Below are 17219 nucleotides of genomic sequence, written 5' to 3' on the forward strand. Positions count from 1 at the left end.
CTCGGAATCCATGCTGTTGCTGAGGCACAAGGCTCCCGGTCCGCACAGGGTCAAGCGGCACAGAAGGCCGACCCGACGGCATCTCTAGACCGGGGACGCTCCCTCCAGGGTGTTGACGAGTTGCCCGCAGACCACAGACAGCGCGGCACGGTGTCCGTGGCCTCTTGCGAAGGGGGGGCAGGCGCTGTCCGATACGTCGACGAGCGCAGGCTCTGATGACCTAGCCGATGCGAGCCAGCCGGGTACGATGTAGCCGCGCCTTGGTCACGTAGCCCTCGGCATTGGTCTTGAGTGCGGCGATGGCCTTGTCGTCCAGTTGCCGGATCACCTTGCCCGGCGAGCCGACGACAAGGCTGTTGTCGGGGATCTCGGCGCCTTCCTTGACCAGCGCCCCTGCCCCGATCAGGCAGTTCTTGCCGATCACGGCGCCATTGAGCACCACCGCCTGGATGCCGATCAACGAGCCCTCGCCCACGGTGCAGCCATGCAACATCGCCTGGTGCCCCACCGTGACGCCCGGTCCTACCGACAGCGGGTAGCCGGGGTCGGCGTGCAGCACCGCACCATCCTGGATATTGCTGCCTTCTCGCACTTCAAGTGATTCGGTATCGCCCCTTAGTACCGCCTGGTACCAGATGCTGGCGTCTTCATGGATTTTCACCTGGCCGATGACCTCGGCGCTCTCGGCGACGAAGACGGTGCGATGAATATGGGGGGAATGGTTACCCAGACGATAGATGGCCATGGCCCGCTCCTGACGAGGTTATCCTTGTGGATGGGGGGCGCGGGGCGCCCACCCTGCCTATATAGTGGACGCTGTTTCCAAACTCTGCCTACTCCGTTGTCGGTTCCTGTGCGAGAGAGGCAAAGTACGCTGCGATCTCCGTCGCCACTCGGCGTACATCCGACTCGCTGACCCCCAGATGGGTCACCAGGCGGGTACGCGGCCTCACCGCGATCAAGATGCCACGCTCGGCAAGAAAGCCCTCCAGTGCGGCGCAGTGAGGAGCCGGCACGTCGAGAAAGACCATGTTGGTGGCCTGACCTGCCACTCCGATGCCGTCAATACCACCCAGCCACTCGGCGAGCTGGCGGGCATGACGGTGGTCGTCGGCCAGTCGCTCCACATGGTGATGCAAGGCATGCCGGCAGGCCGCCGCCAGCAGCCCCGACTGGCGCATGCCGCCTCCCAGCGTCTTGCGCCAGCGACGGGCCGCGGCGATAAAGCGCTCGCCGCCGACCAGCAACGAGCCCACCGGCGCGCCCAGCCCCTTGGAAAAGCACAGCGATACAGAATCGAAACCGGCACACAGCTCCGCCAGCGACTTGCCGGTGGCGACACTGGCGTTGAACAGGCGGGCGCCATCGAGGTGACAGGCCAGGCCTCGCTCGGCGGCAAGGCCGGTCACCTCCTGCACATAGTCCTGGGGCAATACCCGGCCCTGAAAGGTATTTTCCAGTGCGATCAGTCGGGTTCGCGCATGATGGATATCGTCACCCTTGATGGCCTCGGCGATATCCTCCAGCGCCATGCGTCCGTCTGCCTGCTGGGCCAGGGGCTGGGGCTGGATGCCGCCAAGGACAGCGGCACCGCCGCCTTCATCGCGATAGATGTGCGAGCGTTGCCCGGCGATCACTTCGTCGCCACGCGCGCAGTGGACCAGCATGGCGGTCAGATTGCTCTGGGTGCCGGAGGGAAAGAAGGCCGCCGCGGCGAAGCCCGCGCGATCGGCCACCTCTGCCTCGAAGGCGGCGACGCTGGGGTCATCACCCCAGACGTCATCGCCCACCGGTGCGATGGCCATGGCATCACGCATGGCCTCGGTCGGTTGGGTCACGGTATCGCTGCGTAGGTCGATCATGGCGCTCTCCTTGTTCGCGCTGGCCTTTCCCCGAGTATGCCAGTTCGGATTTCGTCTGAGGACTGTCGCCCTAAACTGTCATTCCTGAACTGTCACAAGAGGACCGTCACCCGAGCATTGCCCCCCTGCCCTCCCGACGACTCAGGCCAGCGCCTCGGCCAGTACCCTGGCGACATGACGCGCCTCACGTGCGGCACCGTCACGAATCTGGTGACGACAGCTGGTGCCGTCGGCCACGATCAGCGCATCCTCGGCGTCGCGCACCGCCGGCAGCAACGAGAGTTCCGCCATCTGCATGGAGGCCTCATAGTGCTCACGCTCGTAGCCGAAACTACCGGCCATGCCGCAGCACGACGACTGGATGGTCTCCACCTCGAGTTCGGGAATCCAGGACAGCACCTGCTGCACCGGCGTCAGGGCATCGAACGCCTTCTGGTGACAGTGGCCGTGGAGCAGCGCCCGCGACACCGGTAGCGCCTCGAGCGAAAGCTCCAGCCTGCCGGCATCCTTCTCGCGCACCAGAAATTCCTCGAACAACAGGCTCGCCTCGGCCAGTCGCTTGGCGGGCTCGCCCAGGCCGAAGCCCAGGAACTCGTCGCGCAGGGTCAGCAGGCAGGATGGCTCGAGCCCGACCACGGCAAGCCCTTTTTCCACGTGGGGGGTCAGCGCCGCCAGGGTCCGCTCGGCCTCCGCCCGGGCCCGATCGACCTGACCGCTGGCCAGGTAGGTACGCCCACAGCACAGCGGACGACGATCCGCAGCGCTCGCCAGGATCACCTGGTAACCCGCGGCTTGAAGCACGCGCATGGCGGCCTCGACGTTGTCGGCTTCCATATAGTTGTTGAAGGTATCGACGAACAGCACCACCTCCTTCACCGCCTGGTCGGCAACGGCAGGTCGCTCTCCCTGTCGGGCCCGCCCCAGGTAGTTGTCGGTGACGCGTGGCAGCGCGCGCTCCTCGGCCAGCCCCAGCGCCCGCTTCAGCGGTGAGGCCAGCCAAGGCATGCCGTCGATGGCCTTCACCAAGGGTGACAGGCGTCGCAGCACCGGCGCGCGCCTTGGCAGGTCACCGATCAGGCGCTCGCGCAGCGACACCCCTTCCTTGGCGACCCGTGACGCCCGGGCCTCGATCTTGATCCGCGCCATATCGACGCCGGTGGGACAGTCACGTTTGCAGCCCTTGCAGGAAACGCACAGATCGAGCGCCTCCTTGACCTCGTCGCTGGCCAGGCCGTCGCGACCGAGCTGGCCGGACAACACCAGGCGCAGGGTATTGGCGCGGCCGCGGGTCAGGTGCTTCTCGTCGCGGGTGATGCGATAGCTAGGACACATGGTGCCGGCATCGAACTTGCGGCAGTGGCCGTTGTTGTTGCACATCTCCACTGCGCTGGCGAGGCCGCCGGTGACATCGCGGCCGCTACCCGGTGGGGTCTGCTCGCCGTTCAAGGGATCTCGCTCGACGTTCCAGGGCGACCAGTCCAGCACCGGCGTCAGTTCGATGCGCTGGTACTCCCCGGGAAAGCGGAAAAGCCGAGAGTCGTCCATCTTCGGGGTGTCGACGATCTTGCCGGGGTTGAGCAGGTTGTCCGGGTCGAACAGCCCCTTGACCTCGCGGAAGGCGTCGTTGAGTGTCTCGCCAAACTGCCAGGCCACCCACTCGCCGCGACAGATGCCGTCGCCGTGCTCGCCGGAGTAGGCGCCCTTGTAGGCCTTGACCAGTGCCGAGGCCTCCTCGGCGATGGCGCGCATCTTCTCGGCGCCGTCCCGGCGCATGTCGAGAATCGGGCGCACGTGCAGGGTGCCGACGCTGGCGTGGGCGTACCAGGTGCCCTCGGTGCCGTGACGATGGAACACCTCGGTGAGCTTGTCGGTGTACTCGGCCAGATGCTCGAGCGGCACCGCACAGTCCTCGATGAAGGACACCGGCTTGCCGTCGCCCTTCATGCTCATCATGATGTTGAGTCCCGCCTTGCGCACGTCCCACAGCGCCTTCTGGGCCTTGGGTTCGGGCATGTCGACGACACAGTCCGGAAGCCCCAGGTCTGCCATCAGCTCGTTCAACCGAGCCAGGCTCGCCAGCAGCTCGTCTCGGTTCTCGCCGGCGAATTCCACCAGCAGCACCGCCTCGGGCTTGCCGATCAGGGCCTTCTCGATCACCGGACGGAAGGACGGATTCTCCAGAGACAGCGCGATCATGGTCTGATCGACCAGCTCCACCGCCGTCGGTGACAGGGTCACGATGTGCTGGGTCAGGTCCATGGCCTGATAGAAGGTGGGGAAGTTCACCACCCCCAGCACCTTGTGCTGCGGCAGAGGTGACAGCTTCAGGGTCAACTGGCGGGTCAGCGCCAGGGTGCCCTCGGACCCCACCAGCAGATGGGCCAGGTTCGCACGACCGTCGGCCTCATAGGGCAGCGGGTTCTGACAGTCGAACAGATCGAGGTTGTAGCCCGCCACCCGCCTGAGCACCTTGGGATAGTGCTCGCGGATGCGCTCGCCTTCACGCCGGGCGATGGCCTCGACCTGCTCGGCCAGCCGCGCCGCCCGGGAACCGGCGGCCAGCTCGCCGACCAGACCGAGGTGCACCTTCTCGCCGTCGGCCAGCAGGACGTCCAGTGCCTGGACGTTATGCACCATGTTGCCGTAGTGGATCGAGCGCGAGCCGCAGGAGTTGTTGCCGGCCATGCCGCCCAGGGTGCACTGGGCGCTGGTGGAAACATCCACCGGGAACCACAGGCCATGGGGCTTGAGCCAGGCGTTGAGGTGATCGAGCACGATGCCGGGCTCGACCACCACCGTGCGCGCCTCCTTGTCGAAGGACACCACACCGTTCAGATGGCGGCTGGCGTCGATCACCAGCGCCTCTCCCACCGTCTGGCCGCACTGGCTGGTGCCGCCACCCCGAGGCAGCACCGGAATGCCTTCCCCACGAGCGATCTCCAGGGCCGTGGCCAGATCATCCTGATGGCGCGGGATCACCACGCCCACCGGGGTGATCTGATAGATCGAGGCGTCGGTGGAATAACGGCCGCGACTGGCGGCGTCGAACAGCACCTCGCCCTGGATTTCCCTGGCCAGGCGCGCGGCAAAGTCCGGCAGCGGCTGGATCCGTGCATCCCGCCCCTTGGCGGCAGACGTCAACGAGTTCATCACCCTCTCCTTGATAACCCTGGGTAGACCGTCGGCGACAGCACCGCCGACGGGCGGGCGGTGGTTCAATCGCGAGCAAGGCGGGCCACGTGGGGCGCCGGGTTCTCGGAGAAGTACGCCATGGCAGCCTCGACGCCGCTGCCGGCAAGGCTCACCCCGGAAAGCTTCAGCCCCATCTCGCAACCGGCCAGGGTCGCCATCAGCGTCAGGTCGTTGCAGTCGCCCAGGTGGCCGATACGGAACATGCGTCCCTTGGCCTTGCCAAGCCCGGTGCCGAGCGACAGGTCGAAGCGCTCGTAGATCAGCTTGCGCACGGCATCGGCGTCGACGCCCTCCGGCATCACTACGCCGGTCAGCACCGGCGAGTAGACCTCGGGGTCCTGGCACTGGATCTCGAGTCCCCAGGCGTTCACCGCCGCGCGCACGCCCGCCGCCCAGCGCTGATGACGGGCCAGGACGTTATCCATCCCCTCGTCCAGCAGCATGTCGATGGCCTCGTTGAGGCCGTAGAGCAGATTGGTATTGGGGGTATAGGGCCAGTAGCCGCCCTGGTTGGCCTCGAGGATCTCGTCCCAGGCCCAGAAGCTCTTGGGCAGCCGCGACTCGCGACTGGCGGCCAGGGCCTTGTCGGAGATCGCGTTGAAGCTGATCCCCGGCGGCAGCATCAGTCCCTTCTGGGAGCCGGAAATAGTGACGTCGACACCCCACTCGTCGTGGCGATAGTCGGCGCTGGCAAGCCCCGAGATGGTATCGACCAGCAACAGCGCCGGATGACCGGCGGCGTCGATCGCGCGGCGCACCGCGGCGATGTCGCTGGTAACACCGGTGGAGGTCTCGTTGTGGACCACGCACACCGCCTTGATCCGCTGTTCGGTGTCTTGCTTGAGGCGTGCCTCGATCATGTCGGCCTGGACACCGTGGCGCCAGCCCTCGGCCCCCGGCAGGCCCAGAAACTCGGGCTCGAGTCCAAGACGCAGGGCCAGACGATGCCACAGCGAGGCGAAGTGGCCGGTCTCGAACATCAGCACCTGATCCCCCGGCGACAGGGTATTGGCCAGGGCGGCCTCCCAGGCCCCGGTACCGGAAGCCGGATAGATGATCACCGGCTTGTCGGTCTTGAAGATCTTGCCGACCTTGCCGAGCAATTCACGTCCGAGGGCGCCGAACTCCGGGCCACGGTGATCGATGGTCGGCAGGCTCATGGCCCGCAGGATACGATCCGGCACCGGCGAGGGGCCGGGGATCTGGAGGAAGTGACGTCCGGTGGGATGAAAGTCGAGATTCAGCATGTAAGGCCTCCTGGCCAGACGTCGCACTGGGCGACGCCTGGGTAGCTGTTCGGGCGCCAAGCGCTGCCACGCCCCTCTTGTAATAATCTGTAATAATGAATGCAATTTTTATGGTGACACCGCCCCACCGATTCGGCGACATGCCAGACGCTAGCTGCCGATCGCGGTGGTGCCGGTGTCAGCGCACGGCACCCTGTTGACGCAGCGCATCGATCTCGTCCGCAGCCAGCCCGATCTCCCCAAGCACCTCGTCGGTGTGCTGGGCGAACAGCGGCGCCGGCTGGCGAATCGCCAACGGGGTCGCCGAGAACTTGCTGGGAAAGCCCAGGGTCTTCATCCGCCCCATGGTCGGATGATCGACCTCCAGCACCATCTCGCGGGCCAGGTAGTGTTCGTCGTGCATGGCCTGGTCGAAGTCGTTGATCGGCCCTGCCGGCACCCCGGCGGCGTCACAGCGATCGAGCCAGTAGGCGCGATCCTGTTGCCCGAGGATGTCCTCGAGGATGGCTTCCAGCGCCTCGACGTTGGCCCCGCGGTCGAGGTTGGTCTTGAAGCGCTCGTCGACCATCAGCTCGGGGCGCTCGATGACGTCCTCGCAGAAGCGCTCCCAGGTACGCTGGTTGGCGCAGCCGAGCATCATGTAACCGTCGCGTACCCGCATCGCCTGGTAGGGCGCGGACACCCGATGGCGCCAGCCGGTGGCCTCGGGCACTCGGCCTTCGGAGAAGTAGGCGCCCGCCTCCCAGGTGAACCAGGGCAGGCCGCACTCGGCGATGGCGATGTCCAGGTGCTGGCCTTCGCCACTGCGCTGGCGGTGGATATAGGCCGCCAGGATCGAGTAGATGGCGGTCAGGCCGGCGCCGATATCGTAGACGGCGACCCCGGTCTTGAGCGGACGCCGGCCCGGCTCCCCGGTCATCGACATCAGCCCGCTCATGCCCTGGGCCACCAGGTCGAAGCCGCCCTTGTGACGCGACGGACCGGTCTGGCCGTAGCCCGAGATCGAGCAGTAGATCAGTCCCGGGTTGATCGCCTTGAGGCTGTCGTAGTCGATCTTCAGCGACTGGGTGACGCCGGGTCGATAGTTCTCGACCACCACGTCGGCTTCCTTGGCGAGGCGATAGAACACCTCGCGCCCCTTCTCTTCTTTCAAATTAAGCGAAATGCTCTTCTTGTTGCGGTTGATCTGGGCGAAACAGGTCGATTCATCCTCGACGTAGGGGCCCATCTGGCGGCTGTCGTCGCCGCCGTTGGCCTTCTCGACCTTGATCACCTCGGCGCCCATGTCTCCCAGCACCATGGTGCAGTAGGGGCCGGCCATGATCTGCGAGACGTCCAGTACCTTGATCCCATCGAGTGGCAGCATTGTGGTTCTCCTTGCCCCAGGGCCTTTATCGGCCCTGCCAGCGGAAGGGTGTCTTGTTGACGAACTTGTCCACCGCGGCCTTGAAGTCGCGGCTGGTGTAGCAGGTGGCGATCCAGTCGTCGCTGGCGTCGAAGGCCGGGCGGCGCTGTTCGATGACCCGCTGGATCACCTCCTTGGCCGCCCGCACGGTCAAGGGGGCACGTTCCTTGAACGCCTGCGCCTGCTCGGTCACCGTCGCCTCGATGGTCTCGGCGTCGACGATCTCGCCGACCAGGCCCAGTGCCAGGGCCTCCTCGGCACGTACCAACTCGCCCGCCATCAGTACCTGCTTGGCCCGGGCGATGCCGGCGTGCTCGACCAGCCGCGAGACGTTGGTGATCGACAGGCAGTTGCCCAGCGTCCTGGCGATGGGGATACCGAACTTGAGACTCGGTGTCGCCAGGCGGAAATCACAGGCCAGGGCGATGGCCGCGCCACCGCCGACACAGAAGCCTTCCAGCAGCGCCAGCGTCGGCAGCGGCAGCTTCTCCACCCGCCCGACCACCCGGTCGATGCGACGCTCGTAGGCAATGGCGTCTTCACCCTTGTCAAAGGCAGCGAACTGCTTGATGTCGGTGCCGGCGACGAAGGCTTCGCCACCTGCACCGCGCATCACCACCGCGACCAGCTCCGGGTCGTTCTCGATGGTCTCGCAGTGGGCCTCGAGCTGGTCGTACATCTGCCAGGTCATGGCGTTGCGACTGGCGGTGCGATCGAAGGTCAGCCAGGCGACGCCGTCTTCACTGTGGTAGTGCACCTGGCCTTGATCGTTGTCGCTCATGTCGTTGTTCTCCTTGTGGTGGTCGCGATCACACGCCGTAGATCAGGTTGACCAGCGCCAGGGCCACGGCGGGCACGTAGGTGTTGATCAGCAGGATCACGAACAGCACCGCCAGGAACCACAGATTGGTGCGCGTGGTGGCCCAGATGTCGGCCTTGGCGATGGAGCAGGAAGCGATCAGCACGCTGGCTACCGGCGGGGTCTGCTGGCCGATGGCCAGGTTCAGCGTCACGATCAGGCCGAAGTGCAGCGGATCGATGCCCACCGCGGTTACCAGCGGCAGCACGATGGGCACCACCAGGATGATCGCCGCCGCCGAGTGCAGGAAGATGCCCAGCACCAGGAAGATGACGTTCAGAAGCGCCAGTACCACGTACTTGTTGTCGGTCATCTCGGCGATCGAGTTGGCCAGTTGCTGGGGAATCTGGGTCTCGGTCAGATACAGACCGACCACCGCCGAGGATGCCACCAGCAGCATCACTACCGCCGTCTGCACGCCAGCATCGAGACAGGCCTTGTAGAAGATCTTGAGGCTGAACTCGCGATAGATCACCGCGCTGATGAAGATCGCCACGACCACCGCCAGCGCCGCGCCTTCGGTGGCGGTAACGATGCCGCCGAAGATCCCGCCAAGGATGATCACCGGAATCAGCAGCGCCCAGATGGCGCCCTTGAAGGCCTTCCACAGACGCGATGCCTGGAAGTTCTGCTCCGCCGGCAGGTTGTGACGACGCGCCAGGAAGTAGCACATGGCCGCCAGCCCCAGGGCGCCGAGCAGGCCCGGGAAGATACCGGCGACGAACATCTTGACCACCGACTCGCCGGACATGACCGCGTAGAGGATCATCGGGATCGAGGGCGGCAGGATGATCGCCAGGCTCGCTGCAGACGACGAGATGGCGGCGGCGAACTCCTTGGAGTAGCCCTTCTTGCGCATGGCCGGAATCAGGATCGAGCCGATCGCCGAGACACCGGCAACGGCAGAGCCCGAGATCTCGGCAAAGAAGATTGAGGCGCCGATGGTCACCATGGCGAGACCGCCCTTGATGAAACCGACCATGGCCGAGGCCAGATCGATCAGACGGCGCGAGATGCTCGAGGCGTTCATGATGGCACCGGCCAGGATGAACAGCGGAATCGCGATCAGCGGGAACTTGGTGGCACCGTCGAACATCACCATGCCGACGTTGGGCAGGGCCAGGGTACCGTAGCTGGCCACGGTGGCCAGGGCGCCGACGAGACCGAGGGCGATGGCCACCGGCACGTTGATCAGTATCAGCCCGATCAGGCCGAAGAACATGGAAGCAATGATCATGGGGTTCTCCTCGTCAGCTGGCGCGCTGCGGACCGGTGGGTGAATCGTCGGTACGCACGTCGTCGGCCAGCACACCGGCCTCTTCGAGCTCGTGATCGACGAAGCCGGCTCCCTTGGCCGCCCGGATGACCTCGGGAAGCCTGAGCAGCTGGGCGAGAATGAACATCGCGGCACCGATCGGAATCACCGACTGGGTGAACTGCACCGAGATGCTGGGCAGGCTCACCAGCGTGGAGCCCTCGAGGATCTGCACCACCTGAAAACCGGTAACGCCGAGCAGCACGAAGAAGCCGATGGTGATCGCCTCGGCGAGCAGCGCGATGGGCAGGCGAATGGACGGCGAGACCATGTTGATCACGCTGGGACAGGCGATATGGGCGCCCTTCAAGGCAGCCAGGGCAGCGCCGTAGTAGGTCAGCCAGGCCAGTCCGATCGAGGCGACCTCGTCGTACCAGCTGAAAGGAGAGCCCAACAGGCGTGACGCGAACCCGATGGTCACCACCAGGGTCAGCGCCAGCACATTGAGAAAGACGATGACCTCCAGAATCTTCTGGTAGGCCGCGGAAATGGTGGTAAGCACAGAGCATCCCTCCGAAGGTGGATGCGGCCTCACCGAAGGTGGCGAGGCCGCAGTGGACAGGCGTTATTCGCGCAGTGCTTCCACCCGCGACAACAGTTCCTCACCACCTTCCACCTCGGCGGCGAACTTCTCGTAGATCCCGCGAGAGCCCTCGACGAAGGCGTCGGTGTCGACCTCGTTTACCTCCATGCCTTCTTCTTCCATGGTGCTGACCAGGCTTTCGTCAAGCGAGGCGCCCTGCTCCAGTGCGAAGGCCTCGACCTCTTCGGCGGTCTCGATCAGCACTTCGCGGACGTGCTCGGGCAGGCGGGTCCAGCTGGCACCGGCCAGCACATAGGCCGGGGAATAGACGTGATTGGACAGCGACAGGTAGTCCTGGACCTCCTGGAAGCGCTGGGAATAGATCTGTACCAGCGGGTTTTCCTGACCGTCCATGGCGCCGGTCTGCAGCGCGACGAAGGCCTCGGACAGCGCCATGGGCGCCGGCGATGCGCCGTAGCTCTTGAACATCTCGACCCGCCACACACCGTTGGGGGTACGCAGCTTGATGCCGTCCAGATCCTCAGGGACCACGATCGGGCGGACGTTGTTGGTGATCTGGCGGAAGCCGTTCTCCCAGATGCCGATGATGCGGTAGCGCTTGTCTTCGGCGACCGGATACAGGACATCGCGCAGCACCTCGTCGCGGACTCGGGCGAGGTGCTCCCGGTCCTCGATCAGGTAGGGCATCTCGAACAGCGAGAATTCCGGCGCCACGCTGCTCATGATCGAGGACGGCAGCGACAGATCGATGGTGCCGAGCTTGAGCTTGTTGAGCATCTGCTCGTCGGAACCCAGCTGGCTGGAGCCATAGGTCACCACCTCGGCCTCGCCTTCCAGGCGCTCGTTGGCCAGACGGGCGAACTCGTTGGCGGTCTTCTCGAACAGCGATCCCGGGCCACCGACGTGGCCGAACTTGATCTGCACCTCGTCGGCCTGAGCGGCACCGACGCCAAGCGCCAGTACGGATGCGGCCAGTACGGTCTTCAGCAGTTTCATAACCCTCACTCCGATTGTTGTTGTCCATCGTGGTCTGGCGGTGGGCGCCGACTGGCACCCTGGAGGAAGCCTCAACGGGAGCTGGCGTGCTCTTCACGTAACGGTTCCGTCAGTCGCGGATTCCGTCACTTGAGCTTTCCGTTTCCAGGGCGTTCAGGGCCTGGGGACAGGAGTCGCTTCCCGCTGGGTCAGGGTTAATATGGATACATAATTCAAAATTAGGTATTATACTTTTGTCTTTCGCAAACTCGCCTTAGAGAATATTTATCGCTTAAATTTCAATGTCTTATGTAGAAAAAACGAGCTATCCAAGCCACTCGCTCCCTTGCTGCATCCCTGGAGACATACACAAAAAAAGCGAGCTCGAAGGCTCGCTCTGTCGCTTGCTGACGGGTCTGGCATCCGTCCCTGTCGCCAGACAGTTGCCAGACCGAAATCAGGGATCGGGGGCCATATCGGGCTCCAGCCCGGCTTGCCAGCCTGCCGCCTCGATGCCAGCGATGGCGGCGGCCTGATCGTCGGCCGAAGAAGCGCCGCTGACACCGACCGCACCCAGGATGCGCTGATCGTCATCGAGGATCAGTACTCCCCCGGCCACCGGCACGAAGCGGCCCCCGGAGGCCTCGGCCACCGCCGCCAGGAAGGCGGGACGCTCGCGGTTACGCTCGCCGGTGGTACCACTGGATACCCCGATACCCAACGCCGCGTAGGCCTTGCCGTTGGCCACCGGCCAGCGCAGCGGGCTGCAGCCGTCTTCACGCTCGGCCGCCACCGGATTGCCGCCGGCGTCCAGCACCACCGCGGTCAGAGGAGGCAGTTCGCCCTTGCGGGCAAAGGCGAAGGCGGCGTCGAGCAATTGCCGCGCCGACTGACGCGACAATTGTACCTGTGCAAGAAATACGTTTCCGGCCATAGCAACTCCAGCGCAAGATATGAGAGAAGACAGAAAAGGCAGGCAGCAAGACAGCGGCCGGAATCCGATCGATGCCATTCGGCCCCACCCTCCGCTGCCTCACAGGGTTACCCGAGTGCCTGGCCAAATACGCTCGCCAACACTCGCATAATTTGAATAATGAATTCATAATACGGAAAAGTTGAACCGTCAAGCGTTCGACCGTCAAACGATAATGAGCCCGGGAAATCCGCCATGGAAAAGATTCAGCCGCGTAGCCTGTACCTGGAAGTCGCCGACAGGATCCGCGACCTGATCGAGCAAGGCAGCCTGCTGCCCGGCGAGAAGATCGCCGAAAAGGCCCTGTGTGAAACCTTCGGTGTGTCACGCACCCCGCTCAGAGAAGCCCTCAAGGTGCTGACCTCGGAAGGGCTGGTCGAGAACCTGCCCAACCGAGGCTCCCGCGTGGTGCGCCTGACCCGGCGTGGGGTCAAGAACACCTATGACGTCATGGGCGCCCTGGAAGGCCTGTCCGGTGAGCTGGCCTGTCAGCACCTGACAGATACCGACGTCGAGGAGATCCGTCGTCTGCATCAGCTGATGCTGGGCCACTACCAGCGCCAGGAGCTGGCTCCCTACTTCGAGGTCAACCAGCAGATCCACGAGTGCATCCTGGCCGCGTCGAACAACGACGTGCTGATCGAGATGTACAACAACCTGAGCCAACGGGTGAAGCGCATTCGCTACAGCGTCGAGATGGGCCCGGCCAACTGGGCCAAGGCCGTCGCCGACCACGAGGCCATGCTGGAGGCGATCGAGGCCCGCGATGGCAAGCGCCTGGGCGACATCCTGCGCGCGCACCTCGGCCACAAGCTCGAGGTTGCCGCCGTCAGCGGCATCATCGACGAGGAATAGCAGGTCCCGGGCCGGCACGCAGAAGTCTCTGCCGTCGTCCCGGCACTTACCACTCTTCCAGGCGCATGGCCGAGCGCTCCAGACGCTGATCCTCGGCCTCGATCTCGCGCAGCATGTCACCGATGGTGGACAGGTGCTCCAGCGCCACCCGCCGCGCCAGTTGTGGCTTGCCCTCTACCACCGCGCGGTGCAGGCGGGCGTGCTGGCGGTTGATCATGTCCCGGGCGTCAGGACGATGATAGAGGTGCTTGACCGAGGCGAACACCGAACTCAGCAGCAGGTCGGTGAGGCTCTGCAGGGTATGCGCCAGCACCGGGTTATGCGACGCCTGGCAGATGGCCAGGTGGAAGGCGTGGTCGAGTCGCGCCAGACGCTCCACCTCGAGGGGGTCCGCCTTGTCCACGTAGTCCGCCATCTCGCGGTAGCGCCGGGTGATCAGCACCCTGTCCGAGGCGGTGCCGCGGCTCGCGGCCAGGCTCGCCGACTCCCCTTCCAGCAGCGCACGCACCTCGAGCAGGTCGTACAGGGTGCGTGGGTGCTCGCGAAACAGGTGCATCAAGGGCGTGGCATGGGGCGCCTCCACCAGCGGCGCCACCTCGGAGCCACGCCCCTGGCGAGTCACGATCACGCCTTTGCTTCGCAGGCTGCCAAGCGCCTCGCGCAGCGAGGAACGCCCCACCCCCAGCCGCTCGCACAGCCGCCGTTCCGAGGGCAACAGCTGGCCCGGGCGAAAGACACCGTCAAGGATCAGCGTCTCCAGCTTCGAGGCGATGGCCTGGGAGGTGCTGCTCGGTGCCAGTCGTTCTTCGTTGTCCCACATGTCCTGCCTCCCGCAGCGTGCGCGGTTCGTCGTCCGTATTGATGCCCTGAACCGAGCACATCTGCCAATAACTGGTCAGACCAGCAAACCAAAATCTGGACACCGAGGTCAAGACAACGCAGATTGTAGTGCAGACAATAACCATCATTAGCCGCACGACCGTGCTAGCTCAACCGAGGAAGCGTCATGAACATCCTCTATGACGAACGCCTGGACGGCGCCTTGCCACGGCGCGACAAGAACGAGGTGCTCGCCGAACTCACCCGCGTGGTCCCCGACCTCACCCTGCTGCACCGCGAGGAAGACCTGCGCCCCTTCGAATGCGACGGCCTGTCGGCCTACCGCGTACTGCCCATGCTGGTGGCCCTGCCAGAGCGCCTGGACCAGGTCGAGGCGCTGCTCAAGCAGTGTCGTGAACTCGGCGTGCCGGTGGTCACCCGCGGCGCTGGCACCGGACTGTCCGGTGGGGCCCTGCCGCTGGAACAAGGCGTGCTGCTGGTCATGTCTCGCTTCAATCGGATTCTCGACATCGACGCCGACGCCCGCATCGCCCGGGTCCAGCCAGGGGTGCGCAACCTGGCCATTTCCGAGGCGGCATCGCCCTACGGGCTCTACTATGCGCCGGACCCCTCCTCCCAGATCGCCTGCTCGATCGGCGGCAACGTGGCCGAGAACGCCGGCGGCGTGCACTGCCTCAAGTACGGCCTCACCGTACACAACGTGCTGAGGCTCGAGGTGATGACCATCGAGGGCGAGCGCATGACCATCGGTTCCGAGGCGCTCGACAGCCCCGGTTTCGACCTGCTGGCGCTGATGATGGGCTCCGAGGGCATGCTCGGCGTGGTCACCGAGATCACCGTCAAGCTGCTGCCAAAGCCCGAGACCGCCAAGGTGCTGATGGCCAGTTTCGATGACGTGGAAAAGGCCGGCGCCGCGGTCGGTGACATCATCGCCGCCGGTATCATCCCAGGTGGCCTCGAGATGATGGACAACCTGGCCATCCGCGCCGCCGAAGACTTCATCCGAGCCGGCTACCCGGTGGACGCCGAGGCGATCCTGCTGTGCGAGCTCGACGGCGTCGAGGCCGACGTGGACGACGATATCGAGACCGTGCGTGAGGTGCTGGCCAAGGCTGGCGCCAGCGACGTTCAGCTCGCCCGCGACGAGGCCGAACGCGCCAAGTTCTGGGCCGGTCGCAAGAACGCCTTCCCTGCGGTCGGCCGCATGTCGCCGGACTACTACTGCATGGACGGCACCATTCCTCGCCGCGAGCTGCCGAGGGTGCTCAAGGGCATCAGCGATCTGTCACAGCAGTACGGGCTCAAGGTGGCCAACGTCTTCCACGCCGGCGACGGCAACATGCACCCCTTGATCCTGTTCGATGCCAACCGCGAAGGGGAGCTCGAAACCGCCGAGGCACTGGGCGGCAAGATTCTCGAGCTATGCGTGGAAGCCGGCGGTTCGATCACCGGTGAACACGGCGTCGGCCGCGAGAAGATCAACCAGATGTGTGCCCAGTTCGACAGCCTGGAGATCACCGCCTTCCACGCGGTCAAGGCCGCCTTCGACCCAGAAGGACTGCTCAACCCAGGCAAGAACATCCCGACGTTGGCCCGGTGCGCCGAGTTCGGCGCGATGCACGTGCACAACAACGAGCTGCCGCACCCGGAACTGCCAAGGTTCTAGCCATGACAGCCACGAGAGCGTCCCGACGCTGGCGCGCTGCGCGCGATCAAGGTTCAGTGCCATGCATGGTGCACAACAACGAGCTGCCGCACCCGGAACTGCCAAGGTTCTAGCCAGAGCCGCCACGCTTCCAGGCGCCGCAGGAAAGGGGCACGGTTCAGACAGGAAGGCGGCAAGCCTCGTCTCCTGCCGTCGACCGTGACGCCCTTGCAGCGCTGCCGTGCTCCGTGTGTCGCGCCTTGTCGACGTTTGTCCCTCTTTGTCGGAATTCAGGTACCACCATGTCCAACAATGACGTTTCCCCTTCCGCCTTCGACGGCCTGGCGGCTCTGTCCGAAGCGATCCAGTCGGCAAGCGCCGAACGTCCGCTTCGCATCGTCGGCGGCAACACCAAGGCCTTCTATGGCCGCCCGGTGGAAGGTACGCCGGTATCCACCCGCGAACACCGCGGTATCACCAGCTACGATCCGGTCGAGCTGATTGTCTCGGTGCGTGCCGGCACCCTTCTCTCCGAACTCGAGGAGGCGCTGGCCGACCAGGGCCAGATGCTGCCCTTCGAACCCCCACACTTTGGTGCCGAGGCCACCGTCGGCGGCACCATCGCCGCCGGACTGTCCGGGCCCCGCCGCCCCTGGGCCGGCTCGGTGCGAGACTTCGTGCTGGGCCTGCGGGTACTCGATCACCAGGGGCGTGAACAGCGCTTCGGCGGCGAAGTCATGAAGAACGTGGCAGGTTACGACCTGTCACGCTTGATGGTCGGCGCCCAGGGCACCCTGGGACTGATCACCGAAGTCACCCTCAAGGTGCTGCCGCTACCCACCGCCAGCGCCAGCCTGCGTCTGGAAATGTCCCAGTCAGAGGCTCTGAGTCGTCTGGCCGAATGGGGACGCAAGCCGCTCCCCTTGAGCGCAGCGGCCTGGCACAGTGGCGCCCTGCATCTGCGTCTCGAAGGCGGTGCAAGCTCGGTGGCCGCCACCCGCGAGGCGATCGGCGGGGACACCCTCGAGGCCGACTTCTGGCGCGAGCTCAGAGAGCTGTCGCTGCCCTTCTTCAGCGACGCCAGCACGCCGCTGTGGCGGATCAGCCTGCCGACCAATACCCCGAGCCTGGACATCGCCGACGTCGAGCCACATCAACTGCTGCTCGACTGGGCCGGCAATCAGCGCTGGCTCAAGGGGCAAGTCGACGCCGAGTCGCTGCGTGACGCCGTCGCCCAGGCAGGTGGCCACGCCACCTGCTTCACACCGGGCACCGCCGAGCCCTTCACGCCACTGCAGCCGGTGGTCGCCAAGTACCACGAGCGGGTGAAACGTAAGCTCGATCCCGACGGCATCTTCAATCCGCGCCGACTGTATCCGGACTGGTAGACCGGGCGCTGAACGATCACAGCCGCCCGGCGAAGGCGGCATGATCGGAAAGCCATCGACAGACGACCTGATCCCCCGTTTGGCCCCGGCGACGGTCCGGGCCTCGACCATGACTAGCG

At 65.1% G+C, this 17219-nt stretch carries 14 protein-coding genes; 3 read left to right on the top strand and 11 right to left on the bottom strand.

The window, feature by feature from the left end; genetic code table 11:
• Positions 1-220 precede the first annotated feature (220 nt).
• From NKF27_RS15895 to NKF27_RS15940, 10 genes are all read right to left on the bottom strand, one after another.
• Positions 221-745: a gamma carbonic anhydrase family protein gene (locus NKF27_RS15895; protein ID WP_045991732.1), complete on the bottom strand. Its 525-nt coding sequence runs from the start codon at positions 743-745 to the stop codon at positions 221-223.
• An 88-nt stretch (positions 746-833) separates the two neighbouring features.
• Positions 834-1862, bottom strand: coding sequence for a low-specificity L-threonine aldolase (gene ltaE, locus NKF27_RS15900; protein WP_253553135.1), 1029 nt, complete (start codon positions 1860-1862; stop codon positions 834-836).
• 141 nt (positions 1863-2003) lie between these two features.
• The gene (locus tag NKF27_RS15905; RefSeq protein ID WP_253553137.1) at positions 2004-5012 is read right to left on the bottom strand and encodes an FAD-binding and (Fe-S)-binding domain-containing protein; all 3009 of its coding nucleotides are present in this window, start codon (positions 5010-5012) and stop codon (positions 2004-2006) included.
• Between the two features lie 65 nt (positions 5013-5077).
• Entirely contained in the window at positions 5078-6301 is a 1224-nt protein-coding gene (locus tag NKF27_RS15910; protein ID WP_213229115.1) for an alanine--glyoxylate aminotransferase family protein, read from the bottom strand.
• 178 nt (positions 6302-6479) lie between these two features.
• Positions 6480-7667, bottom strand: a complete 1188-nt coding sequence (locus NKF27_RS15915) for a CaiB/BaiF CoA-transferase family protein (protein ID WP_045991728.1) — start codon at positions 7665-7667, stop codon at positions 6480-6482.
• Between the two features lie 25 nt (positions 7668-7692).
• Complete coding sequence (locus NKF27_RS15920; RefSeq protein WP_253553139.1) at positions 7693-8487, bottom strand: enoyl-CoA hydratase/isomerase family protein; 795 nt, start codon at positions 8485-8487, stop codon at positions 7693-7695.
• A gap of 28 nt (positions 8488-8515) precedes the next feature.
• On the bottom strand, positions 8516-9802 hold the full coding sequence (locus NKF27_RS15925; protein ID WP_253553141.1) for a TRAP transporter large permease: 1287 nt from the start codon (positions 9800-9802) through the stop codon (positions 8516-8518).
• 13 nt (positions 9803-9815) lie between these two features.
• Positions 9816-10382: a TRAP transporter small permease gene (locus NKF27_RS15930; protein ID WP_071211091.1), complete on the bottom strand. Its 567-nt coding sequence runs from the start codon at positions 10380-10382 to the stop codon at positions 9816-9818.
• A 63-nt stretch (positions 10383-10445) separates the two neighbouring features.
• Positions 10446-11420, bottom strand: a complete 975-nt coding sequence (locus NKF27_RS15935; RefSeq protein WP_045991725.1) for a TRAP transporter substrate-binding protein — start codon at positions 11418-11420, stop codon at positions 10446-10448.
• Positions 11421-11856: 436 nt separating this feature from the next.
• Positions 11857-12333 (bottom strand): heme-binding protein, encoded by a 477-nt coding sequence (locus NKF27_RS15940; RefSeq protein WP_253553143.1) that lies wholly within the window; start codon positions 12331-12333, stop codon positions 11857-11859.
• A gap of 234 nt (positions 12334-12567) precedes the next feature.
• On the opposite strand from NKF27_RS15940, the gene NKF27_RS15945 reads away from it, so the two are divergent.
• The gene (locus NKF27_RS15945; RefSeq protein ID WP_222515986.1) at positions 12568-13227 is read left to right on the top strand and encodes a GntR family transcriptional regulator; all 660 of its coding nucleotides are present in this window, start codon (positions 12568-12570) and stop codon (positions 13225-13227) included.
• A gap of 46 nt (positions 13228-13273) precedes the next feature.
• Here NKF27_RS15945 and glcC read toward each other — a convergent pair whose 3' ends face one another.
• Complete coding sequence (gene glcC / locus NKF27_RS15950; RefSeq protein WP_045991722.1) at positions 13274-14047, bottom strand: transcriptional regulator GlcC; 774 nt, start codon at positions 14045-14047, stop codon at positions 13274-13276.
• A 186-nt stretch (positions 14048-14233) separates the two neighbouring features.
• On the opposite strand from glcC, the gene glcD reads away from it, so the two are divergent.
• Positions 14234-15733: a glycolate oxidase subunit GlcD gene (gene glcD, locus NKF27_RS15955; RefSeq protein ID WP_253553145.1), complete on the top strand. Its 1500-nt coding sequence runs from the start codon at positions 14234-14236 to the stop codon at positions 15731-15733.
• A 281-nt stretch (positions 15734-16014) separates the two neighbouring features.
• Positions 16015-17100: a glycolate oxidase subunit GlcE gene (gene glcE, locus NKF27_RS15960; RefSeq protein ID WP_253553147.1), complete on the top strand. Its 1086-nt coding sequence runs from the start codon at positions 16015-16017 to the stop codon at positions 17098-17100.
• The last annotated feature ends 119 nt before the right edge of the window (positions 17101-17219 follow it).

The sequence above is a fragment of the Halomonas sp. DN3 genome (assembly GCF_024137905.1).
Classification (GTDB): domain Bacteria; phylum Pseudomonadota; class Gammaproteobacteria; order Pseudomonadales; family Halomonadaceae; genus Halomonas; species Halomonas litopenaei.